Below are 22,997 nucleotides of genomic sequence, written 5' to 3'. Positions count from 1 at the left end.
TTATTTCTCCGTTTCCACAAGGCCTTTGACGAACAGGCGCTGCATCGAGATGACGACGAGTACGGGGGGCAGCATGGCCAGGATGACGGCCGACATCACCAGATGCCAAAGCGGCTCGGAGTCGGCACTGGCGGCCAGGCGCTTGATGCCCATGACGATGGTGTAATAGCGGCTGTCGGTGGTCACCAGCAGCGGCCACATATACTGCACCCACCCGAAGATGAAGAGGATGACGAACAGCGCCGCGATATTGGTGCGGCTCAGTGGCAGCAGGATATCGCGGAAGAACTTGATCGGTCCGGCACCATCCACCCGCGCGGCCTCCATCAGCTCTTCCGGAATGGTCAGGAAAAACTGGCGGAACAGGAAGGTCGCCGTGGCCGAGGCAATCAGCGGCAGGGTCAGGCCCAGATAGGAATTGAGCATCCCAAGATCCGCCACCACCTTGAAGGTGGGGATGATGCGCACTTCGACCGGCAACATCAGCGTGATGAAGATGACCCAGAACGCCAGCAGGCGGAACGGGAACTTGAAATAGACGATGGCATAGGCCGACAGCAGCGAGATGGCGATCTTGCCCACGGCGATGGTCACCGCCATGATCAGCGAGTTCATCATCATCACCCAGATCGGCGGCGCGCCGGAACTGGTGAGGCCTTCATTCCAGATGGTGCTGTAGTTTTCGACCATATGCGGTCCAGGCAGCAGCGGCACGACGCCGCTGACGAATTCACCCGGACCATGGGTAGAGGCGATGAACGCCAGATAAACCGGAAACACCACGATAACCACACCGATGATCAGCACCAGGTGGGTGAGGAAATCCAGGAAGGGTCTGTTTTCAACCATGTTGTGTCAGCCCCTTAATACTGTACGCGGCGTTCGACGAAGCGGAACTGCACGACGGTGAGCGCGATGACGATCATCATCAAAATCACCGATTGGGCCGCCGACGAGCCGATGTTCAAATTCAGCACGCCGTCGGTATAGACCTTGTAGACCAGGATATTGGTCGCCTGGGCCGGACCGCCCATGGTGGTCGCGTCGACGATGCCGAACGTGTCGAACATGGCGTAGTTGATGTTGATGATCAGCAGGAAGAACGTCGTGGGCGAGATCAGCGGGAAGACGATGGTCCAGAACCGCTTGAACGGGCCAGCGCCATCAATGGCAGCGGCCTCATTGAGTGATTGCGGCACCGATTGCAGCCCGGCCACGAAGAACAGGAAATTGTAGGAAATCTGCTTCCAGGCCGCAGCGATGATGATGAGGATCATCGCCTGGTTGCCCTCGATACGATGGTTCCAGGCAATGCCCATGCCGCGCAGGATATAGGGCGCGATGCCAATGGACGGGTTGAAGATGAACCACCACAGAATGCCCACCACCACCGGCGCAACCGCATAGGGCCAGACCAACAGGGTGGTGTAGATTTTGCCCGAGCGCAGCAGCCGATTGACCGCGACGGCCATCAGCAGGGAGACCGCCATCGCCAGAATGGTCACCGACAGGGCAAACAGGGCGGTGCGGCCGAGCGAGCCGAGATAGTTCGGATCGGCGAAAATCTTCCGGTAGTTTTCCAACCAGATGAAGGTGGTCTTGAAACCGAAAGGGTCTTCGCGCTCGAACGAGGACTTAACGGCCTGCAATGCGGGCCAGATGAAAAAGATCAGCGTGACCGTCAATTGCGGCGCCAACAGCGCATAGGGCAGCAGCTTGTTGGGAAATACGGTGCGTTTGGTCTGCATGGGTCCTCGCACGGGCTACTGACGGAAAGCCGCAATGGGCCATCCGCCAGCTTAGCGCATGGAAAACGGGGCCGGATTTATCCGGCCCCGACTAAAGTTCGTTACTGATTGGTCGTTTCGAATTCGCGCAAGATCTCGTTGCCACGGGAAACGGCTGAGTCCAGAGCTTCCTGGGCCGTCTTGTTACCAGCGAGCAGCGCTTCGAATTCCTCATCAACCACGGTACGAGCCTGGCTCAGATTGCCAAAGCGGACGCCCTTGGAGTTGGCGGTCGGGGTGCCACGGGTGATCTGCTTGATCGCCACGTCCGAACCCGGGTTGGCTTCGTAATAGCCCTGCTCAACGCCCAGATCATAGGCAGCGTTGGTGATCGGCAGGTAGCCAGTGAACTGGTGCCAATCGGCCTGAACTTCAGGCTGGCTGAGATAGGTGAAGAACTCAGCAACGCCCTTATAGACCTCGGCATCCTTGCCGTTGAGCACCCACAGGGTGGCGCCGCCGATGATCGAATTCTTCGGATCGGTGGTCACGTCGTCATAATAGGGCAGGGGCGCAAAGCCGACTTCGAAGTCCTTCGAGTTGGCGATCACGCCAGCGCGCGAGCCCGACGAGTTCATGTAGATGGCGCATTCGCCCGAGTAGAATTTCGGTGCGGCATCAGGACCGCCGACCGGGCCACCATACTGGTAGAGACCTTCGTCCGACCACTTCTTGAGGTTTTCCCAATGCTTGACCTGGACCGGGCCGTTGAAAGTGAATTCGGTGGCCAGGCCGCCGAAGCCATTCTCCAGCGTGCCATAGGGCTGGTCGTGGATGGCCGACAGGTTTTCCAGTTGGATCCAGGAGATCCAGGCACTGCTCAACCCGCAATTGGCGGCGCCGGAATCGACGATCTGGTTCATGAAAGTTTCGACTTCGGCCCAGGTCTTGGGCGCGACATTGGGGTCAAGGCCGGCTTTTTCGAAGGCGGTCTTGTTGTAGTACATGATCGGGGTGGACGAGTTGAACGGCAGCGACAGGATGTTGCCGTCTGTGTCCGAATAATAGCCCACGACGGGGGCGAGAAATGCGGTCGGATCCCATGGCTGACCGTTTTCGGTCATCAGTTCGTAAACCGGCTTCACGGCGCCCTTGGCTGCCATCATGGTGCCGGTGCCGACTTCAAAAACCTGCACGATGGCGGGCTGCTCATTGGCGCGGAACGCTGCGATCGCGGCGGTCAGGGTTTCGGGATAGGTGCCCTTATAGGTGGTCACGATCTTGTAGTCTGGCTGGCTGGCGTTGAAGCCTTGAGCGATCGATTCCAGCTTCTTGCCCAGTTCGGCATCCAGTGCGTGCCACCAGGAAATTTCGGTCTGCGCGGTGGCGTGGGGTGCGGAAGCAAGAGCGGCGATCACGCCGGCCGTCATCAGCAGCGCTAGTTTCTTCATGGGGTGGTTCCTCCTGTTATTAAGCAAAGGATCTCCGTCCTCGCGTGCCAAGTCGTAGCAACGCGATGTTCATTTGGCAAAGGGAGATGTTCAAGTGAACGTTGGAGCGGCGTTATTCGCCGCGACGAGACCCTTAGGGTGTTCATATGAAGGTCGTGTGACGGGCCGATTGCTGGGCGGTCATACAGCAGACGCGGGCGTGCAATCGCCGCCATAGGCCGCGACGGATGCCGGCGATGTCAGGAAGAACGCCCCACGCGCGTGCCAACGGCGTCCCGCGATCCGTTGGATCGAGCAGGACGTCGGCCGATTGCTGGGAAGAACTGCCGGCCCGGTGGTAACCCCGCCGGGCCGGCAGCGCTATCTAAGCTGCTTTTTTGAAGGCGGCCGGCAGTGGCCATTGCCACACCCGGAAAGGCGCTGGCGCGCGGTCTGCGTCGCCGTCGATCTGCGCTTTGGAGAGACCGAACATGCAGCGCCAGCCATCGTCCGAAATCCGAAAGTCATTGCGCTTCGGATCGGTCTGGGACGGCACGACAGCGGCCAGGCCAAGCCCGAGCAACGCGTCGAGATGGGCCCGGCCAAAGCCAGGATTGGCGTCGCTATGCGCCGGTATTTGCTTGTGTTTCGACAGCGCCAGTAGGGCCGCGCGTTCATATATGTTCAGAATATAGGGCTTGCTCATGATGGACGAAGTGTCACCGGACGAAGTTAACAAGGTGTTTCTTCCAGGCCCCCGATTCGCATTAAGCGACCCGGAGCGCGATTTAACCGCGATCTCGACCGCCGAAGCCGCTAAGTTCCCAGTGATTGACGATCACGAGAAGAGGCCAGCTTGAACTACAGCCCACTCAACGAACAGGAAAGCATCGCGCGCGTTTTCGTCGAGGCCTGGGGGCAGCGAGACGCGGATAAGTTGGCATCGCTGTTCGACGACGACGCTGAATTCGTCAACGTCACCGGACTGTGGTGGCATGATCGCGCGGCGATCCGGAAGGCACATGCCTATGGCTTCGAGCATATTTTCGATGCGTCGACGCTGCGGCTGGTGGAATTGAAGGTGAAGTCGCTGACCGACGCTATCGCGGTGGTGCATGCAAGGGTCCGCCTCGAGGGCCAGACCGCCACGCCGGAGGGTGCCCGGCCTGCTGTGCGCCACACCATTTTGTCGTTTGTCGTCCATCGGCGCGACGACGGCTGGAGCTGCGCTTCCGCGCAGAACACCGATATCGTGCCCCACATGGAAACCAATCTGGTGGAACCCGACGGAACGTTCCGCTCCGTCAGCTATCGCAGCTGATCATCCAGCTCGGCGCTCACTAGATCCACCGGCGGGTCCGGCTCATGAAGTCGCGATAGGGCTGACCAAACTTGGCCGTCAGATAGGTTTCTTCGCGAGTGACGACGCCATAATGCAGCAGCACCAGCAATACCGGCACCAGGATTATTCCCCAATCGAGCGAAAAGGTCAGGCTCAACCCGGCAAGGATCATGGCGAAGCCAAGATACATCGGGTTGCGGGTGAAGCGATAAGGCCCTGATGTCGCCAGCTTGAGGCTGGGTTGGTGCGGGGAGGGATTGGTGCCCACCTTGGTAAAAGTTCGGATGGCCGATACGCCAAGCGCGAGTGCGACAACGAGGAGCACCACCCCCAGATAAAGCGCCCAACTCGCCCCCGACATTGGCGGCAGGAACTGCAACGTGCCGGTGAATTCCATGCCGATGGCGATGGCCAGCGCGATCAGCAGAATGAACGGCGGTAGCATGATGACGTCTGGATGGTCGTCGTTGCGCGTGACTGACATTTGCTGTGCTCCCAATCGGGTTCATTGCGCATCTATCAGCATACACCCATGCAATAGCCGATCATAGCAGCGCTACACCCGCTTGCTGGCGAGCACTTCGAAGGTGCTGTTGATGGTGGCGACGGAGCGGTCGTAGTCGGTGAGGGCGAGGCAAGCGATCAGCGTGTCGATGATCGCCAACTGGGCAATGCGGCTGGTCATAGCCTCGGTGCGGAACTGGGTTTCGCGGGCGAGGGTGTTCAGCACGATATCGCTATGGGCCAGCAGCGGCGATTTGCCGAAATTGGTGATGGCGATGGTCGTGGCGCCGGCCTCTTTGGCGAGCCGGGTTGCGGTGAGGGTTTCGACCGTGCTGCCGGAGTGGGAAATGGTCAGCACGGCAACATCGGGGCCGGCGAGAGACGCGGTGATAGCCTGGACGTGACTGTCGACGGCGGCCCGTGAATTGATGCCGATGCGCAGCAGGCGATAATTGGCGTCTTCGGCGATCGGGGCGGCGCTGCCGATGCCGAAAACTTCCACGCGTTTTGCCTGACGGATGGCCTGCACGGCGCGTTCAAGCGCAACTGCGTCGAGCGCTTTGCGGGTGTCGTCGAGCGCCTGCATGTCAGACTGGAAAATTTTGTCGATCACGGTCGCAGCCGAGTCACCCCGCGCCAGGTCTTCATGGATGAACTGGATGGGCTGGACCAGATCGCGCGCCAGCGACAGCTTGACCTCCTGGAAGCCGCGGGCGCCCAATTGTTGGCACAGCCCAATCACGCTGCCCTCGCTGACATTGGCGCCCTCAGCCACTTCAGTGACGGACATATGCACCACATCCTGCGCGTTGGCCTCGATGAAATCGGCGATGCGCCTTGCAGCGGGGGGCAGGCCGGACTTCAGCGCCGCCAGGCGATCCAGCACGCCGCTGAGCGATGGTTCGGAGTTTCGGCTCATGGTCAGATCCTAGACAGCTATTCTCAACGGAACGTCGAAGCCGGAGCGGATATCGCCGTTGCGCACCTGCACAAACGCCATGCCCAGCCGCCGCGCACCCTCGCCATCAGTGTCAGCATTATCGCCGATCATGATGGCCTCGCGTGGCGCAATACCGAGGCGCCGGCACGCCGCCTCGAACAGCAGCGGTTCGGGTTTGCCGACACAGATATGGCGGGTCACGCCGGCTGCGGCCATGACGGCAGCGGCCAAAGCGCCAGCCTCGGGGACTGGCTGGCCATGGCTGCCGGGGTGACTGCGATCGGGGCACGCTACATAGAGCGTGGCGCCGCCGGCCAAGGCTTCGGCAGCGCGGGCCAGTCGGGCATAGCTGAAGCGCCGGTCGCGCGCCACCAGCACCACATCATAGGTTGTGCCGTCCACATCCAGTCCCTGCCGCTTGGCGTAGTTCCGCAAGGCCTGGCTACCGAGCAGCAGCAGGCTTGCGCCCGGCTGGTTGCGGGCAATCAGGTCAATGGCCGAAGTCCCGGCCAGCACGATACGATCGGGCTGCACCGGCAGGCCCATGCGGCGCAAATGCCGGCACAGCAGTTCGGGCGTGTGCTCGCTATTGTTGGAGACCAGCATGTAGCGGTCGGCGGCCTGCGCCAGCAGCCAGCGCGCATCCGGCAGCACCAGATTGCCGCTGATCAGGGTTCCATCGAGGTCCACCAGATAGCCGGCGGCGCGCGTCATAAGCTGCAAATCAGCCTCCTTGTCGATCGCTTTAGGGTGTTGAGTTTTCCTCAATTTGTCAAACATCATTAAATGAGCATGTTTCATTTTACTGTCACATAAGCCCGTTATCGCTGGCCTCACCAAACGGCAATTCTCCGCCGAGCAGCGAGGCAGACATGAAGATCGCAATCATCACCGACATCCATCACGGCCCGCTGTCGCATACCAAGAAAGAGGGCTGGGACGCCCTGGCGGTGGTCGATGACTTCGTGACCTGGGCGGAAGGGCAGGGCGCTGATCTGGTGCTCGATCTGGGCGACCATATCTCCGACACCGGCCCCGAGGCCGATGCCGCCGCGATGACCGAAGTGGTGGCTCGGCTGGCCCGGTTCGCCGGACCGCGCGTCCATCTGCTGGGCAACCACGACGTTGCCAATCTGAGCATTGCCGACAACGAGGCCATCTTCGGTTGCTCAATGGCGAGCCGGGTCATTGATCTTGGCGATTTTCGCCTGATCGCCTGGCAACCCGATGTGCGCCTCGTGCCGCCAGGCTTTCAGCCCACCGGTGCGGCTCACCTCGATTGGCTGGTGGCGGCGCTGGAGCAGGATGAGCGCCCGGCGATCATCGCCACCCATGTGCCGCTGTCCGGGCATTCGCAGATCGGCAATTACTATTTCGAACGCAATCCGGGCTACTCTACCTATCCCGACCACGACGCGGTGCGCGCCGCCGTGGAAGCGACTGGCCGGGCCGCGGCCTGGCTTTCCGGGCATGTCCATTGGAACACCATCACGCCGGTTCGCGGCATCCAGCACATCACCGTGCAGTCGCTGAGCGAGCGCTTTACCACCATGCCGGAGCCGGCCGCCGCCTGGTCGCTGCTCGAGATCGCCGATGGCCAGTTGAGCCTGACGGTGCATGGCCAGGACCCATTCTACGCCCGCGTGCCCTTCCGGGCTTCCGGTGCGCGGCCCTGGTTGGCGCCGCACGCTCCGTTCCGTCAGGCCGAGGCCGCCGCTGCGGTCAGCGAAGATGCTTGAGTTCCTTGCCCGTCGGGCTGTCGGCGGCTTCATCACCATCGCCGTGGTCATCGTGGCGGTATTCTGCGCCACTAGGCTCACCGGCAATGCCGTCGAGATGATGCTGCCACCCGGATCTGACCCGGCGATCCAGGCGGCGCTGGCCGCGCGTTATGGGCTGGACCAGTCGGCCTGGGTCCAGTTCTGGACCTACCTTCAGGGCCTGGTGACCGGCGACTTTGGGGTGAGCCTGGCTGAACGTCGACCGGTGATCGCCATTTATGCCGAGCGCCTGCCCAATACGCTGCGCCTGTTTGGCTATGGCCTGTTTCTGGCTGTGGTGATCGGGGTACCGATGGGCATCGTTGCTGCGTTGGACCGCAAGGGGCCAGTCGGGTCGTCGGTGATGACGCTGGCCTTCATGGGCTATGCCACGCCCAATTTCGTGCTGGCGATCCTGATGATCCTGGTCTTCTCGTTCCAGCTGCACTGGCTGCCCAGTTCTGGCGCGGCGACACCGCTGCATTTCCTGATGCCGGCCATTGTTCTCGCTTTGCCCATGCTGGCGGAAATCATCCGCTTCACCCGCAACGCCATGCTCGACGTGCTGGGGCAGGATTATCTGCGCACGGCCCGCGCCAAGGGCCTGCCGGAATACAAGGTTATCGGCAAGCACGCCCTGCGCAACGCAGCGGTGCCGGTGGTGACCGTCATCGGCTTGCAGGTCGCCAATATGGTGGCGCGCTGTGTGCTGGTGGAAGCCATCTTTTCAACCAAGGGCGTCGGCGACCTGATCGTCTACGCCACCATCGGGCGCGATTACCCCGTGCTGCAATTCGGCGTCATCCTGATCGCCGGCATGGTGGTGGTCGTCTCTCTCATCGTCGATCTGCTCTACGCAGCCATCGACCCACGCGTGAAAGTCGCATCATGACAGATATCGCTTCGCCGCTTCCCTCGTTCCGTCCTGCCACCAGCCGCCGCCCCTCCAGCAACCGGCTGGCCGTGATCTGGCGCAAGACTTCGCTGCCCATCAAGCTGTGCCTCCTGGCTTTCGTTAGCATCGTGCTGGTCGCCATTCTGGCGCCGGTGCTGGCCCCGCACGATCCCAATTCCCAGGCCTTGCTCGCCCGGCTGAAGCCGCCGGTGGGCATGGACGGGGCGGTGCCCAAGCATCTGCTCGGTACCGACCAGTTGGGTCGCGATCTGACCTCGCGCCTGCTTTACGGTCTGCAACTGACGCTGGGCATCGCGCTGATCGGCAGCCTGATCAGCCTGGTGCTGGGCACGACGCTCGGCATCATCGCCGGCTATGGCCGGGGTCGTGTCGGCGCCTTCATCATGGGCATGGTCGACGTCCAGATCGCCGTACCGTTCACGCTGATCGCCCTGTTCACCATCGCCCTGCTGGGCAACTCGCTCCCGGTCCTGGTCTGCGTCATCGGGCTGGCGGGTTGGGAAAGCTATGCCCGTATCGTCCGCGCTCAGGTGCTGACCATCTCGCGCATGCCCTTCATTGAGGCCGCCATTGCCGCCGGCGCTTCGCGGCCCCGCATCCTGCTGCGGCACGTACTGCCCAATATCGCTTCGCCCTTGGTGGTCATCTGGACCATGACCTTCTCGGGCTTGATCCTCACCGAATCCGCGCTGTCCTTTCTCGGCCTCGGCGTGCAGCCGCCGACCGCTACACTGGGCTCGATGGTCGGGCTTGGCCGCGACTATCTGGCCTCGAGCCCCTGGATTGCCCTGCTGCCGTCGCTGATGATCATGCTGGTTTCCCTGCTGGTGCTGCTGATCGGCGACTGGCTGCGCGACACGCTCGACGTGCGCCTCAAATAAACCGGCGGCCGCGCGCCGCCGTCCCCCGAATTTCCCGCTTCTCAGAGTCTGCATGGCCGCAGAGCGGGAGAGCCTTGTCTTCAAAACCCAGGATTGTTGGAAATGAAAACCCGCCTGATCGCCTCTCTCGCCGCCTTGCTGCTCGGCAGCACCGGTCTCGCCGCCGCCGAACTGACCGTTGGCACTCAGAACATGTCCTCCTTTGTGGACCCGGGCCGCGACCACTCCAATGTTGGCTCGCAGAACTACGTTAATGCCTTCGATCCGCTGATCCAGAAGGACTACAGCCAGGCTGGCGCGGTGTTTTCGCCTGGTCTCGCCACCGACTGGGAGCAGACCTCGCCCACCACGCTCGAAGTCACCTTGCGTGAAGGCGTCAAATTCCACGATGGTTCGGAAATGACCGCTGAGGACGTGGTGTTCTCGTTCCACCGCATCATCGATGCCCTCACGCCCGAATATCAGTCGATCAAGACCCAGTTCTTCGGCAATTTCGCCAAGGTAGAAGCGCTCGACGCCTACAAGGTGCGCTTCACCACCCATAAGCCCGAGCCGTTGTTTGAAATCCTGCTCAACACCCAGCAGGGCTATATCGTGCCCAAGGCCTATATCATGGGGCTCACCGGCGACCCGGCGGTGGCCGAAATCGCCGACTTTGAAGCCTTTGCCCTCGCGCCGATGGGCACTGGTCCCTACCGCATCGCCAGCTTCCAGCCCGGCGAAAACCTGGTTTACGAGCGCTTCGACGACTATTACGGCGAGCAGGCTCCGCTCGAAGGTTTCGAGATGCGCCGCATTTCCGAACTGGCCACGCGCCTAACCGCTCTGGCCAATAGCGAAGTCGACATCATCACCAATATCCCGCCCGATCAGGCCGGCGTGATCGAATCCAATCCCAATCTACGGGTCGAAGGCGCGGTGACGCCGCTGTTCCATGTGGTCATCTTCAACGCGATGAACCCCAAGCTCGAAGACAAGCGCATTCGCCAGGCGCTGAGCTATGCCATCGACCGCGATCTGCTCAACGAAGCCCTGTGGCTCGGCAAGGCCGTGGTTCCCTCCAGCCACAGCTATTCCCAGTTTGGCGAGCTCCATATGCCTGAGCTCGACACCTTCGAATACGACCCCGAAAAGGCCAAGGCCTTGCTGGCCGAAGCCGGTTATGACGGCAGCCCGATCCGCTTCGACACCGACGCGGTGTATTACACCAATGGTCTGCTGGCCGCGCAGGCCATCAAGGAGATGTGGGCCGCCGTGGGTGTCGAGATGACGCTCAACGTCACCAATGCCTGGGGCGAGCTGTCGGAAGTCGAAACCCGCAACTGGTCCAACCCGATGTATTTCGCCGATCCGGCCGGTTCCTACGGCACCATGTGGGCGCCGGGTGGCGCGCGCATCGGCAATACCTGGCAGCCGAACGAGGCCTATGAGGGCCTGTGGGATCGCTTCCGCTACTCGACCGATATCGAGGAACGCAAGGCCGCCTATGTCGAGATCATGGCCTATGTGAAGGACGAAGCCCCGGTTCTGCCGCTCTACGAACCCTATGAGGCCTATGGCGTCCGCCAGGGTGTCAACTGGGCGCCGCTGCCCGGCCACATCCCCTATGTGCTCGATTTCCGCGCCGGTTCGCTGTCGATCGACTGATGCCAATCCTGGCCGGCGGGATTGTCCTGCCGGCCATTCTCCCATCGGAGTTTCTGCCGTGACCCAGCCACTGCTCAGTCTCAAGGACCTGACCGTAACCTTTGATACGGAGAAGGGGCCATTCACCGCCGTCGACGCGCTGAGTTTCGACGTGGCGCCCGGGCAATGCCTGGCAATCGTCGGCGAGTCCGGCTCGGGCAAGTCGGTCACCGCCATGTCGATCCTGGGACTCACCGGCTATAATGGTGGCAAGCTCGCCAAAGGCAGTGTGCAGTTCACGCGGCGCGATGGGTCGACCATTGATCTGGCCCAGGCGAGCACCGCGCAGTTACGCGAAATCCGCGGCAACGAGATCGCCATGATCTTTCAGGAGCCGATGACCAGCCTCAATCCGGTCTTCACCATTGGTGATCAGATCGCCGAGGCCGTTCGTGCCCATCGGTCGGTATCTCGGGCGCAAGCCGACCAGGCGGCGCTGGAACTGATCGAGAAAGTCCGCATTCCCGACGGGGCCAGGCGGTTTCGCCAGTTTCCGCATGAGCTGTCCGGCGGCATGCGCCAGCGCGTGGTGATTGCCATGGCGCTGGCCTGCTCGCCGCGCCTGCTCATCGCCGACGAGCCGACCACGGCCCTCGACGTGACCATCCAGGCGCAGATCCTGCATCTGATGCGGGTGCTGGCGCGCGAGGAGGGCATGGCGATGCTGTTCATCACCCACGATATGGGCGTGGTGGCCGAGATCGCCGACCGCGTTGTCGTCATGCGTCACGGCCGCAAGGTCGAGGAAGCGGCGGTACAGACGCTGTTTGCCTCGCCCCAGCAGGCCTATACGCGCCAGTTGCTGGCCGCTGTGCCCCGACTTGGCGCCATGGCCGGCACAGTGGGTCCGCATGGCGACGCGCCGGCGCCCACTCGGCCGCTGCTTGAGGTGCGCAATCTGGTGACGCAATTCCCGGTGCGGCGGGGGATATTCAACAGGCACGTGGCCAATGTTCACGCCGTCAATGATGTAAGCTTTTCGCTGGCTGCGGGGGAGACTCTGGCGCTGGTTGGCGAGTCAGGTTGCGGCAAATCCACCACCGGACGCAGCCTGTTGCGGCTGGTGCAGCCCAATTCCGGATCGGTGGTGCTGGATGGCGAGAACGTTCTGACCCTGCCGGCCGAACAGCTGCGCGAAAAGCGCCGCGATATGCAGATCATTTTTCAGGACCCCTATGCCGCGCTCGATCCGCGCCTGACCGCGTTCGAGCAGGTCGCCGATCCGTTGCTGATCCACAATGTCGATTCCGGCAGCGGCATTCAGGATCGCGTCATCGGCCTGCTGCGCCGCGTCGGGCTGTCCGAAGAGCATCTGGAGCGCTACCCGCACGAATTCTCCGGCGGTCAGCGGCAACGCCTCTGCATCGCGCGGGCGCTAACCCTGTCGCCAAAGCTCATCGTCGCTGATGAGCCCGTCTCGGCGCTCGATGTGTCGATCCAGGCCCAGGTCGTCGACCTTCTGCTCGAGCTACAGGCCGAACTGGGCATGTCGTATCTCTTCATCTCGCACGACATGGCGGTGGTCGAGCGCATGAGCCACCGCGTCGCCGTTATGTATATGGGCCAGATCGTCGAGATCGGCCCGCGTGCCGCCGTCTTCCAGAATCCGCAACACAGCTACACCCGCGCCTTGCTGTCAGCGGTGCCCAATCCCGATCCGCGCCGGCACAATCTGGGCGTGCCGCCCAACGTGCCGCTGCCGTCCCCTATTCACCCAATCGACTATGCGGCCCCGGCGCTGCGTTACGACGATCTGGGTGATGGCCATCTCGTTCTCGCTGCTTAGGAATTACCAATGCTCGACACTTTCGCTGCCCCCGGTCGCTTCTTTCGCGGCAATCTGCACACCCATTCCAACCGTTCGGACGGTGCCTTGCCGCCAGAAGAAGTTTGCCGCCGCTATCAGGCCAACGGCTATGACTTCCTCTGCGTGTCCGATCACTTCCTGCCGCAGTTCAGCTACCCGCTGACCGACACCGCGCCCTATCGCACAGATGGCTTCACCACCATCATCGGCGCCGAGCTGCACGCGCCCTCGACCCATCTGGGCGATATCTGGCACATATTGGCGGTCGGTCTGCCCGCCAGCTTTGCCGCTCCAGCCGAAACCGAGACTGGTCCTGAACTGGCCCGCCGGGCGCGCGACGCCGGGGCCTTTGTCGGCATGGCGCACCCGCAATGGTATGGCCTCAACACCGAGGATGGTCTGTCGCTGGATGCGGCTCATGCGGTCGAAATCTACAACCACACCTGCGAGCGCTTGTCGGCCCGCCCCGATGGGGTGGTTATGCTCGACCAATTGCTGCAGGAGGGCCGCCGATTGACCGGCTTTGCTGCGGACGACGCGCACTTCAAATCCGATGATAGCTTTGGTGGCTGGGTGATGGTGAAAGCCGAGGCCAACGATCCCGAGCTGTTGCTCGCCGCGCTCAAGGCCGGCCAGTACTATGCCAGCCAGGGCCCCGAGATCGTCTCCGTCACCCGTGATGGCGACACGCTGCTGGTGCGCACGTCAGCGGCCCAGAGCATTTTGGTCGCCGGGCACGGCGCCAAGGCCCAGGCCCATCATGGCGAAGCTCTGGTCGAGGCCAAATTCGATCTGGCGCCCTTCGCCGGCTCCTGGCTGCGGCTGGTTGTGACCGACGTTCAAGGCAAACGCGCCTGGGGCCAGCCCATGTTCATCGCCGCATAGGCCAGACCTGGCGCCAAGTAAAAGGCCAGCAGCCGAGGGCTGCTGGCCTTTTTGTGTGTCCTAGTAGTCGAACTGCTTGGCCAGGGTCAGCTTGAAAGTGCGGCCCTTGGAGCGGTCGGCGGACAGGCTTTCGCGGTAGTCGGCGTTGAAGATGTTCTCCACCGCGAACTGCGCTTCAAGACCCTTGAACTGACCGCCATCGGGCTTCCACGAGGCGAACAGGTCGACTGTCTGGTAGGCGTCGGACGAGCCATCGGCGCCGGCTGCCGGCGTCATGGCGTAGGCACCGGCTGCTGCCAGGGTCGCACGGGCACCATATTCGAGATTCCACTCGGTGTTGCGAGCGCCCAAAGTGGCAACGAGCTTGTTTTGCGGCACGGTGGTGAGCGGCTTGCCGCTCACCAGATCGTCACCGACGGTGAAGGTGTAAGCGAGGCTGGCGAAGATATTGTCGGAGTTGTAGGCGCCTTCGATTTCCACGCCATAGATGCGGGCGGCCGCGATGTTGGCATAATACGCCGGAGCGGGATTGCCAAAGACGGGCGCGGTTCCGGTGGATGCGATGAGATCGGTGAGGTCGCTGTAGAATCCGGTGGTTTTGACGGTCACGGTGTCGCCATCCTGCAGCAGGTCATAGCCGCTCAGGGCAAAGCCGCCTTCGATGGTGTTGGCCTGTTCCTTGCGCAGATCAAGGCTGGCAATTTTGCCCGAGCTGCCAAGACTTGTCCCGGCCGGCAAGACCGCATCGCCGACCGAATAGAGCTCGTCGATTGTGGGCAGCCGCTCGGTGTGCGCCAGCGAGCCGAAGATAGCGATAGTGTCGTTGATCTCGTAATGGGCAGCGAGCTTGGGTGAAAAGGCCGAGCCATTGATCTCCGGAATGCCGGCCGTGGTGGCCTTGACCCAATGGAAATCGCCGCGCAAGCCGGCGACCAGGGTCAGTTGCTCGTTCAAGATCAATTCATCCTGGGCGAACAGGCCGAGCTTGCCTTCATTGCCTTCCGGGTGAGCCGGCAGGGGCAGGGCGGTGGCGGCGCGCGTCACCGAACGGTCCATCGAGCTGGTCTGCAGACCGAAGGTGAAATAGTTCTCGAAGTTCTCGCCGATCCATTCGACCGTATTGTCGGCCTTGAGCTGGATCGTCCGGTAGCCATAGACGGTGTCGGCAAGCACGTTGGTGCCGGTCTGGGGCGTGGGCACGCCAGCGGAACTGCGATGGTTATACTGGTTGTTCTGCGTGTCGGACCAGGAGAGGTTGACGTTCAGATCGACCCAGGGATTGTCGCTATCCGGATTTTCATAGGACAGCACCGCCGTCTGGTCCGTCACCTTGCGATCGATAATGCCGAACATGCCACCTAGCGTGCTGGGCGGGGTGCCGGGGCGACCCGCGAGCAGGCCACCCTGGCCGCCAGTGCCGGTCTGGGCATAGGCCTGATCGAAGGCTTCGCTGTACCAGCGCTGATAGGATGCGCGCAGGACCTGTTCGTTGTTGTCGCCAAAACGGGCAGTACCCTTGACGAGGCCACTCCACGTATCGAGAGCGGACCCGGTGAGCGGGGTACCCTGAGCCAGGTCGATATCCTGTGAACGGCGCCAGGTTCCGGTCGCCAGCATATCGAGGTTTTCGTTGGCGCGATGCGCCAGAACCACCGACGTCGCGGTGCCCAGGCCATTGCTGGACAGCGTTTCCTTGAGGCGCACGGCGCCGGTGGCCCCATCGGCGATGAAGTCCGAGGCATCCTTGGTGGTGAAGTTGATCACGCCGCCAATGGCACCGGCGCCATACAGCGTCGATGAGGCCGGCCCGCGTAGCACTTCAACCTGCTTGTAGAGTTCGGGATCGGAAAAGAACGAGCCCATGCGGTATTGTTCGTTGAACTTGGGCGCTCCGTCGACGGTGACGATTACGCGCGCGCCATCCGACGAGTTTTCCGTCGTGCCGATGCCGCGGATGTTGAAGGCCTCGCCAAGCTGGCGGTCGCTACCGACAATGGTAACGCCCGGCACATTGTCGAAGATTTCGCCTGTGGTCGTGGCCTGAAGCCTGTCGATATCCTCCTGGCTGACCACCGTGACGGCCTGCGGCGTATCGATTGCCACTTTGGGCTTGCCGCCCAGACCAATAACCAAGCGCTCCAGCAGCGTCACATTGGTGGTGTTGACACTCGATTGCGCCGACGCACCCTGCACTGCAACCGCCGCCAACGCGACGCCGCACATCAGCGCGACTGCACGCGATTTTACCAGCCCCATTTCAAACTCCAGTTTCTCGTCTTTTGGGATGCTGGCTGGCGGTTGGCTGGCTGGCTGTGATCGAGTCAAAAACATGACTCTTAAAATCACCTATTGCGTCGAATAAATAAGCTGTCTATGAAAGTCAAGTTTTCTTGGACGGAAGCGTACACCGCTGTGACCTCTCCTATGAGACTGATAAATAAGGAATATTATGCCTGCCGCCGTTGAGCCTCCGCCCGACTACCGCCCGGTTTCTGGTCGCAGAATTGTCGAGAGTGCCGCGCTTTTCGACGGCCAGAACGAAGTTCTCATTTTGCATAACGGCGAGCAGTACCGCCTGCGCATCACGCGCCAAGACAAACTTATCCTGACGAAATAGGGGCTCAAATTGAACAAAACCACACCCAAGACCGCTGCTGAGATACGGCACCTGCGCGCACTGCATCCGCAAATGCGCGAGCGCGATTTTGCCCGTATCCACGCCATCTCGGAAGCCGATCTGGTTGCCGCTGAAGTGGGCCGCACGGCCATCCGGCTAAAGCCCGATCTGACGCTGCTGCTCAACGGGCTGACGGCGGTCGGTGAGGTCATGGCGCTGACCCGCAACGAGAGCGCGGTGCACGAAAAGATCGGTCCCTATGAGAAGGCCGTCATCGGTCCCATGGCTTCCATGGTGCTGGGTGAGCAGATCGATCTGCGCATTTTCCCGTCGAAATGGGCCTTCGGCTTTGCGGTGGAAAAGTCCGGCGAGGACGGCGCTATCCGACGCTCGTTGCAGTTTTTCGACGCACAGGGCCAGGCCGTGCACAAGGTGCATGCGCGTCCGGCGACCAATCTGGAAGCCTGGTCGGTGCTGGTGACAAATCTGCGTCACGCCGAGCAGGTCGACACAATCATTACCACACCACTGCCGCCGGTCCCGGCGCTTGGCGAAACCGCTGACGTTGCCACTCTGCGCGACAAGTGGCAGGCGATGACCGATACGCACCAGTTTTTCGGTCTGCTCAAGAAGCTCAATCTGCACCGTCTCTCTGCCCTCGAAATGGTGGGAGAGGACCTTGCCTGGCAGCTCGATGCCAATGCCGTGGAGCAGATGTTCTCCGCCGTTGCGGGCACGGACCTGCCGGTTATGGCCTTTGTCGGTAATCATGGCTGCATCCAGATCCATGCTGGCCCGGTCACCAATATCAAGCCGATGGGGCCATGGATCAACGTCATGGACGACACCTTCCATCTCCATCTCCGGCTCGACCACATCGCCTCGGTTTGGGCAGTGCGCAAGCCGACCAGTGACGGTCACGTCACCTCGATCGAAGTCTATGACGGCAATCGCGAGCTGATTATCCAGTTCTTTGGCAAGCGGCAGGAAGGGACCGACGAGCGGGCCGATTGGCGCACTGCCGTAGAACAGCTGCCGCTCCACAACCAGTCCAATGCAGCCTGAGGCCACCATGCACGTTCTTCCCATCCGCCGCCTGGCGCGCGCGACTTTTCTGACGCTTACCTTCGGTCTGTCCGGCGTCGCGGCGCAGGATTTGCACGAATTCACCGACACCTCGCGACTGGTTTCCATCGGTGGCTCGCTCACCGAAATCATCTACGCGCTGAACGAAGAGGGCAAACTCGTCGCCCGCGACCAGACAGCGCTCTATCCCGAGGCGGCGCTGGCACTGCCAGATGTGGGCTATATGCGCCAATTGGCGCCCGAGGGCGTGCTGTCGGTCAGCCCGTCGGCGCTGCTGGTCATCGAAGGCAGCGGGCCGCCCGAGGCGCTCGGCGTGCTGAGCCAGGCGGGGGTGGAATACCAGACCGTGCCCGAGAGCTATTCGGCCGAGGGCGTTCTGCTCAAGATCCGCGCCGTGGGGCAGGCGCTTGGGGCTGAGGACAAGGCCGAAGCACTCGCCGGCGCTACCGAACAGCAGTTCGTCGATCTTGCGGCCCGCACCGCTGCGGTCGCCGCGCCCAAGCGCATCCTGTTTATTCTGTCGGCTGAAGGCGGAAAGATTCAGGCTTCGGGTACGGGGACTGCCGCCGACGGCATCATCGCGCTGGCTGGGGCGGTCAACGCCATCGACGAATTTGCCGGCTACAAGGCGCTGACCGAGGAAGCGATCATCGATGCGGCTCCCGACGTCATCCTGATGATGGATCGCGGCGGCGACCACAGCGCCAGCGATGCCGATCTCAAGGCCAATCCCGCCATCGCGCTGACCCCCGCGGGCCAGAATGATGCCTTTTACCGTCTGGAGGGCGCCTATCTGCTTGGCTTTGGTCCGCGCACGGCGGCTGCGGCCGACGAGGTCGCCGACCTGCTCTACGGCGCAAACTAGGAAGCGGACGCATGGCGAGTGCAGCTACAATGTCCGGCGAAAATCCTGCCTCGGCTGAACGGGCCGAGGGGGATCGCAGCAATCTTGGGCGTCTCGCCATCGTCGTCCTGACCGTGCTGTTGCTGGTGATGGTGGTCGTGTCGATGACCACCGGAGCCTCAGGCGCCTCGGCATGGGCCATCATTGGCAGTTGGTTCGGCATCGTGCCGGAGCATGCCGAGCAGGCGCTGCGGGACCATGCCGTCATCTACAATATCCGCCTGCCGCGCATGCTGCTGGGCTCGCTGGTCGGGGCTGGCCTGGCTGTTTCCGGCCTGTTGATGCAAGGCCTGTTTCGCAACCCCTTGGCCGATCCGGGCCTCGTGGGTGTGTCAGCCGGGGCTGGGCTTGGCGCGGTCAGCATCATCGTGTTGGGCACGACCATGCTGGCCCCGCTCACGGCGTTGCTGGGCATTTACAGCCTCCAGATCGCCTCGTTTGCGGGCGGGCTGGTCACGACATTTGTGCTCTACAGCGTCGCCACGCGCAGCGGGCAGACCGCAATCGCCACCATGCTGCTGGCCGGTATCGCCATTGCGGCGCTGGCGGGCGCCGCCACTGGCGTCATGGTCTATGTTGCGACCGATAGCCAGTTGCGCGACCTGACCTTCTGGAGCCTGGGCTCCCTATCGGGTTCCAATTGGACCAAGGTGGCCGCATCCGGTCCCATCATTGTCGGTTCGCTGATTGCGGCTGGCTTTCTAGCCAAGGGGCTCAATGCCCTGACGTTGGGTGAGGCCACAGCCGCCCATCTTGGCGTACCGGTGCAACGGTTCAAGCTGATGACCATCGTCGCCGTGGCCGGTGCCACCGGCGCTTCGGTCGCCGTCAGCGGCGGCATCGGTTTTGTCGGCATCGTCGTGCCCCATCTGCTGCGGCTGATCATCGGGCCCAATCACCGCTATCTGCTGCCAGCGACGGCGCTGCTGGGCGCGTCCTTTCTGCTGATGGCCGATGCCATCAGCCGGCTCATCGTTGCCCCGGCGGAACTGCCCATCGGCATTGTAACCGCGGCTTTCGGCGGTCCGTTTTTCCTCTGGATCCTGCTGCGCAAGCGCGCGGCCTTTGCTTGGTGAAACCATGATCAATGTGCAATCGCTCGCGGTCAGTCTGGGCAATCGGCTGATACTGCGCGATGTTTCCTTCTCGGCCAGACCCGGCGCTATCACGGCAGTGATCGGTCCGAATGGCTCGGGCAAATCGACACTGATGAAGGCAATCTGCCGGGATATTTCCTATACCGGCGCGGTGAGCATCAACGGTCAGGACCTCGCCGAGATGAACACCATGCAGGCAGCGACATTGCGTGCTGTGCTGCCGCAATCGAGCAATTTGCCGTTTCCTTTCACCGTGCACGAAGTGGTGGCTATGGGGATGACGGCAGGGCGTTCCGGCGTGCCGCTGGGCATGGCGAAACGCATTCCGGAAATGGCCCTGGCTGCCGTTGATCTGGCAGGATTTGGTGGCCGTTACTACGGCGAGATTTCGGGCGGCGAACAGCAACGGGTGCAGTTGGCGCGGGTCTTGTGCCAGGTCTGGATGCCCGTGCTGGATGGCGTGCCGCGCTACCTGTTCCTCGATGAGCCTGTCTCCAGCCTCGACGTAAAACACCAGTTGATGATCATGGATGTGGCCCGCCGCTACGCCGATTCCGGCGGTGGCGTCATTGCCATCCTGCATGATCTTAACCTCGCGGCGATGTATGCCGACACCATTCTGGCATTGCGCGACGGTCAGGTGGCCGGCTTCGGTACGCCGCAGCACGTGCTGACCGACGACCTCATCGCCGAGGTTTTCGATTGCCAACTCCGCGTTGACGCCCTTCCACCTGCCAGCATCCCCTTCGTGCTGCCGCAATCCGTTGACCGCCTTGGCGCGTCAAATCCCATCACCAAGGTTGCCTGATGACCACACGCCCCTTCGCCACCCTGTTGGGCCTCGCCCTTCTTTGTTCATCCGCTGCTGCACAGGACGTTGCGGCGCCCAAATTCGCTCTCGAACTCAACGCGCTCCAGCCCGCCGAGGCCGGATGTCGCGTCAGCTTCCTCGCCACCAATCAACTGGGTGGGCAGCTGGACCGGGCCGCAGTTGAGCTGGCCCTCTTCGATGTCGCCGGGAGCATTGACCGCATCGTGACGCTCGACTTCAAGGACCTCAGCAACGGCAAGACAAAAGTGCTGCAGTTCCAGCTGGCGGGCCTGCAATGCGACGGGCTTGGCCGCATCCTCGTCAATGACATCAGCGCCTGCGAGGGAGAGATCGCGCCCGCTTCGATTTGCCTTGATGCGCTCGAGACCAGCACGCGCCTCGATATTGCGTTCGGTATCTGACCATGGACACTCCAACGCACGACTTTTCCATGTTCGCCCTGTTCATGCAGGCCGACTGGGTGGTGAAATCGATCATGATTGCCCTGCTCGTGGCCTCGATCTGGTGTTGGGCGATCATTGCCAATCGCGTCTCGACTTATGCCAGGGCCCGCCGCGACATGGTGGCATTTGACCGGGCTTTTGCCTCCGGCAAGTCCTTGGCGGACCTGCGCGGCGACTATGCCGGGAAGGATGCCAGCGGGCTCTCCGCTGTTTTTCTTGCGGCCATGGATGAGTGGGACAGAAGCCATGCCGAGCAGGCGACAGCCGCTGGCGGGTTGCAGATGCGGCTGGAAATCGCGCTAGACCTGGCGGTCAACGAACAGAGCAGTGCGCTGGAAAAGCGCCTGGGCTTTCTGGCGACCATTGGCAGTGCCGGCCCCTTCGTCGGCCTGTTCGGCACGGTCTGGGGCATCATGAACGCCTTCACCGCCATTGCCTCGGCGGAAAATACCAGTCTTGCCGTGGTGGCGCCCGGCATTGCCGAGGCGCTGCTGGCCACGGCTTTGGGTCTGCTGGCCGCGATTCCGGCCGTCATCGCCTATAACAAGCTCAACGCCGAAGCGGGCAAGCTGATCGGCCGGCTGGAAGCCTTCGCCGACCGGCTGGTCGCAATGTTGTCGCGCCAGCTCGACGCCGGGAAAGCCTGATGGGCATGTCCGCTGGCGGAGCGAAGCGCGCGCGGGGTCGCGGCCGGGGCAGGGACCGCAATGGCGCGATCAGCGATATCAACGTGACGCCTATGGTCGACGTCATGCTGGTGCTGTTGATCGTCTTCATGGTCGCGGCGCCGCTGATGACCATGGGTGTGCCGGTAAACCTGCCGCAAACCCAGGCCCAGGCCATGCCGTTGGAGCGTAAGCCGATCACCGTGACGGTAACCCCTGACGGCGCCATCTCCATCGACAATGAGCCGGTGACGCTGGCGGCGCTGGTGCCCGCAGTAGCTTCGCTGGCCGTGCAGGGAACTGACGAACGCCTCTATGTGCGCGGCGATGCGACTGCGGCTTATGGGGCCATCATGGAAGTGATGGGGGCGTTGTCGGCCGCTGGCTATGGCCAGATCGGGCTGATTACCGAGCGGAAGCAGGCCGAATAATGCAACGCGCGTTATCCGGCTCGGTGCTGGTTCATGTGGCTGTCATCGGCGCCGCCTTTGTCGGCTTTTCCTGGCCGGAACCGGACGACGCCCCAGCAGCAGAATCCGTCAGTGTCAGCATCGTGACCATGTCCTCGGTTTCGGCCAATGCAACCTCTCTGGTCCAGAGCGATTCAACGCTGGATCTCGTTTCTGCCGGGGCAGCGGCGACAACGCCGCCCCCTATCGAACCGATCAAACCCGATGCGATCGAGCCCATCACCGAAGCCATCGCCCCGCTGCCCCCCGAGACGCAGCAGCCGATAAATGAGCCCGCCATTGAAGCAATGAAGCCGGACAGTGTCGAGCCAGTTGAAGCTCCCTTGCCGGATGTGGCAGAGCCGCCACCTGAGCCGCAGATGCCATTGGAGGCCATAACGGACGTTGCCGTGCTTACATCCACCGCCCTCAACAGCCTCGCCAGCCAGCCAATAACGGCCTCGCCGTCCGAGACCATCGAAGCGGTCAGCAGCGAAGACCTCAAGCAAGCGCCCATTCCCCAGACGCTAAGCTTTGTGCGCCCCAGCAAACCGACCAATCCCCAGTCGCAACAACAAGTGCCGCGTCAAGCGGCAACGCCTCCCCCCAATACGGCAGGCAATGGTGGCGCCAGCAATGCAGACGCGGCTGCTTCCGCCGGGAGCACCGCCCAGCAGGCAGATCAGGGCAATGGTGGCGACGCCGAAATTGCCCGCTATCCCGGCGACGTCCTGCGCAAGCTGCGCCGCGCGTTGCGCAGTAATAATAGCCAGCGCGGCGAAGTCGTCGTGCGCTTCACCGTTCTCGCCAATGGACAGGTGGCGGAAGTGAGCATCGCCCGTTCATCAGGCAACAGCGCCCTGGACCAGGCAGGCCTCGCCACCGTCGGCCGGGCAGCGCCCTTCCCAGCCATTCCAGCTGCGGCCAATCGATCGTCATGGACGTTCGATGTCCCACTGGCATTTGGTGGCTAGCGTCCTCGCCGCCACCCGCCGCTGAAGAAATCGAAGTGTGTCGCTGCCAGAA

The 22,997-nt window shown here is 62.3% G+C and carries 24 protein-coding genes; 16 read left to right on the top strand and 8 right to left on the bottom strand.

The window, feature by feature from the left end; genetic code table 11:
* The 4 genes from ugpE to ACX3OW_RS16890 all read right to left on the bottom strand — a co-directional run bounded on the left by ugpE (window position 1) and on the right by ACX3OW_RS16890 (window position 3,863).
* The gene (gene ugpE / locus ACX3OW_RS16905) at window positions 1–849 is read right to left on the bottom strand and encodes a sn-glycerol-3-phosphate ABC transporter permease UgpE (protein ID WP_459096962.1); all 849 of its coding nucleotides are present in this window, start codon (window positions 847–849) and stop codon (window positions 1–3) included.
* Between the two features lie 14 nt (window positions 850–863).
* On the bottom strand, window positions 864–1,748 hold the full coding sequence (gene ugpA, locus ACX3OW_RS16900; RefSeq protein WP_459096961.1) for a sn-glycerol-3-phosphate ABC transporter permease UgpA: 885 nt from the start codon (window positions 1,746–1,748) through the stop codon (window positions 864–866).
* A 101-nt stretch (window positions 1,749–1,849) separates the two neighbouring features.
* A complete protein-coding gene (gene ugpB / locus ACX3OW_RS16895; protein WP_459096960.1) occupies window positions 1,850–3,178 on the bottom strand; it encodes a sn-glycerol-3-phosphate ABC transporter substrate-binding protein UgpB in 1,329 nt (442 codons plus the stop codon).
* Between the two features lie 364 nt (window positions 3,179–3,542).
* Complete coding sequence (locus ACX3OW_RS16890; protein WP_459096959.1) at window positions 3,543–3,863, bottom strand: hypothetical protein; 321 nt, start codon at window positions 3,861–3,863, stop codon at window positions 3,543–3,545.
* Between the two features lie 150 nt (window positions 3,864–4,013).
* Between ACX3OW_RS16890 and ACX3OW_RS16885 the strand changes: the two genes are divergently transcribed.
* A complete protein-coding gene (locus tag ACX3OW_RS16885; RefSeq protein WP_459096958.1) occupies window positions 4,014–4,478 on the top strand; it encodes an SgcJ/EcaC family oxidoreductase in 465 nt (154 codons plus the stop codon).
* 19 nt (window positions 4,479–4,497) lie between these two features.
* Here the strand turns inward: ACX3OW_RS16885 and ACX3OW_RS16880 are convergent, their stop codons facing one another.
* From ACX3OW_RS16880 to ACX3OW_RS16870, 3 genes are all read right to left on the bottom strand, one after another.
* Complete coding sequence (locus tag ACX3OW_RS16880; RefSeq protein ID WP_459096957.1) at window positions 4,498–4,983, bottom strand: methyltransferase family protein; 486 nt, start codon at window positions 4,981–4,983, stop codon at window positions 4,498–4,500.
* Window positions 4,984–5,055: 72 nt separating this feature from the next.
* Window positions 5,056–5,922 (bottom strand): MurR/RpiR family transcriptional regulator, encoded by an 867-nt coding sequence (locus ACX3OW_RS16875; RefSeq protein WP_459096956.1) that lies wholly within the window; start codon window positions 5,920–5,922, stop codon window positions 5,056–5,058.
* 9 nt (window positions 5,923–5,931) lie between these two features.
* Entirely contained in the window at window positions 5,932–6,657 is a 726-nt protein-coding gene (locus ACX3OW_RS16870) for an HAD-IIA family hydrolase (RefSeq protein WP_459097026.1), read from the bottom strand.
* A gap of 158 nt (window positions 6,658–6,815) precedes the next feature.
* Between ACX3OW_RS16870 and ACX3OW_RS16865 the strand changes: the two genes are divergently transcribed.
* The 6 genes from ACX3OW_RS16865 to ACX3OW_RS16840 all read left to right on the top strand — a co-directional run bounded on the left by ACX3OW_RS16865 (window position 6,816) and on the right by ACX3OW_RS16840 (window position 13,878).
* On the top strand, window positions 6,816–7,682 hold the full coding sequence (locus ACX3OW_RS16865; RefSeq protein ID WP_459096955.1) for a metallophosphoesterase family protein: 867 nt from the start codon (window positions 6,816–6,818) through the stop codon (window positions 7,680–7,682).
* Window positions 7,675–8,595, top strand: coding sequence for an ABC transporter permease (locus ACX3OW_RS16860; RefSeq protein ID WP_459096954.1), 921 nt, complete (start codon window positions 7,675–7,677; stop codon window positions 8,593–8,595). The genes ACX3OW_RS16865 and ACX3OW_RS16860 overlap by 8 nt, the downstream gene beginning before the upstream one ends.
* Complete coding sequence (locus tag ACX3OW_RS16855; protein WP_459096953.1) at window positions 8,592–9,500, top strand: ABC transporter permease; 909 nt, start codon at window positions 8,592–8,594, stop codon at window positions 9,498–9,500. The genes ACX3OW_RS16860 and ACX3OW_RS16855 overlap by 4 nt, the downstream gene beginning before the upstream one ends.
* Before the next feature lie 102 nt (window positions 9,501–9,602).
* Complete coding sequence (locus ACX3OW_RS16850; protein WP_459096952.1) at window positions 9,603–11,147, top strand: ABC transporter substrate-binding protein; 1,545 nt, start codon at window positions 9,603–9,605, stop codon at window positions 11,145–11,147.
* A gap of 58 nt (window positions 11,148–11,205) precedes the next feature.
* Complete coding sequence (locus ACX3OW_RS16845; RefSeq protein WP_459096951.1) at window positions 11,206–12,972, top strand: ABC transporter ATP-binding protein; 1,767 nt, start codon at window positions 11,206–11,208, stop codon at window positions 12,970–12,972.
* 9 nt (window positions 12,973–12,981) lie between these two features.
* Complete coding sequence (locus ACX3OW_RS16840; RefSeq protein ID WP_459096950.1) at window positions 12,982–13,878, top strand: CehA/McbA family metallohydrolase; 897 nt, start codon at window positions 12,982–12,984, stop codon at window positions 13,876–13,878.
* A 60-nt stretch (window positions 13,879–13,938) separates the two neighbouring features.
* On the opposite strand, the gene ACX3OW_RS16835 is transcribed toward ACX3OW_RS16840, so the two are convergent.
* Window positions 13,939–16,134, bottom strand: coding sequence for a TonB-dependent receptor domain-containing protein (locus ACX3OW_RS16835; protein ID WP_459096949.1), 2,196 nt, complete (start codon window positions 16,132–16,134; stop codon window positions 13,939–13,941).
* A 193-nt stretch (window positions 16,135–16,327) separates the two neighbouring features.
* On the opposite strand from ACX3OW_RS16835, the gene hemP reads away from it, so the two are divergent.
* Genes hemP through ACX3OW_RS16790 form a run of 9 tightly spaced genes read left to right on the top strand, consistent with a single transcriptional unit; the run spans window position 16,328 to window position 22,945 of the window.
* Window positions 16,328–16,495 (top strand): hemin uptake protein HemP, encoded by a 168-nt coding sequence (hemP, locus tag ACX3OW_RS16830; protein WP_459096948.1) that lies wholly within the window; start codon window positions 16,328–16,330, stop codon window positions 16,493–16,495.
* Window positions 16,496–16,504: 9 nt separating this feature from the next.
* Window positions 16,505–17,560: a hemin-degrading factor gene (locus ACX3OW_RS16825; protein WP_459096947.1), complete on the top strand. Its 1,056-nt coding sequence runs from the start codon at window positions 16,505–16,507 to the stop codon at window positions 17,558–17,560.
* A gap of 7 nt (window positions 17,561–17,567) precedes the next feature.
* The gene (locus tag ACX3OW_RS16820; RefSeq protein WP_459096946.1) at window positions 17,568–18,446 is read left to right on the top strand and encodes a heme/hemin ABC transporter substrate-binding protein; all 879 of its coding nucleotides are present in this window, start codon (window positions 17,568–17,570) and stop codon (window positions 18,444–18,446) included.
* A gap of 11 nt (window positions 18,447–18,457) precedes the next feature.
* Window positions 18,458–19,561: a FecCD family ABC transporter permease gene (locus ACX3OW_RS16815; protein ID WP_459096945.1), complete on the top strand. Its 1,104-nt coding sequence runs from the start codon at window positions 18,458–18,460 to the stop codon at window positions 19,559–19,561.
* A gap of 4 nt (window positions 19,562–19,565) precedes the next feature.
* Window positions 19,566–20,390, top strand: coding sequence for a heme ABC transporter ATP-binding protein (locus ACX3OW_RS16810; protein WP_459096944.1), 825 nt, complete (start codon window positions 19,566–19,568; stop codon window positions 20,388–20,390).
* Window positions 20,390–20,815, top strand: a complete 426-nt coding sequence (locus tag ACX3OW_RS16805; RefSeq protein WP_459096943.1) for a hypothetical protein — start codon at window positions 20,390–20,392, stop codon at window positions 20,813–20,815. Before ACX3OW_RS16810 ends, ACX3OW_RS16805 begins: the two co-directional genes overlap by 1 nt.
* Window positions 20,816–20,817: 2 nt before the next feature.
* The gene (tolQ, locus tag ACX3OW_RS16800; protein ID WP_459096942.1) at window positions 20,818–21,504 is read left to right on the top strand and encodes a protein TolQ; all 687 of its coding nucleotides are present in this window, start codon (window positions 20,818–20,820) and stop codon (window positions 21,502–21,504) included.
* On the top strand, window positions 21,504–21,953 hold the full coding sequence (locus tag ACX3OW_RS16795) for an ExbD/TolR family protein (RefSeq protein WP_459096941.1): 450 nt from the start codon (window positions 21,504–21,506) through the stop codon (window positions 21,951–21,953). The genes tolQ and ACX3OW_RS16795 overlap by 1 nt, the downstream gene beginning before the upstream one ends.
* Window positions 21,953–22,945 carry an energy transducer TonB family protein gene (locus ACX3OW_RS16790; protein ID WP_459096940.1) on the top strand — a complete coding sequence of 331 codons (993 nt, stop codon included), beginning with the start codon at window positions 21,953–21,955 and terminating at the stop codon, window positions 22,943–22,945. The genes ACX3OW_RS16795 and ACX3OW_RS16790 overlap by 1 nt, the downstream gene beginning before the upstream one ends.
* Window positions 22,946–22,997 lie beyond the last annotated feature (52 nt).

This window comes from Devosia sp. A449 (assembly GCF_054489375.1).
The sequence above is the reverse complement of the archived record's forward strand: the minus strand, read 5'-3'. Positions and strand labels throughout refer to the sequence as shown.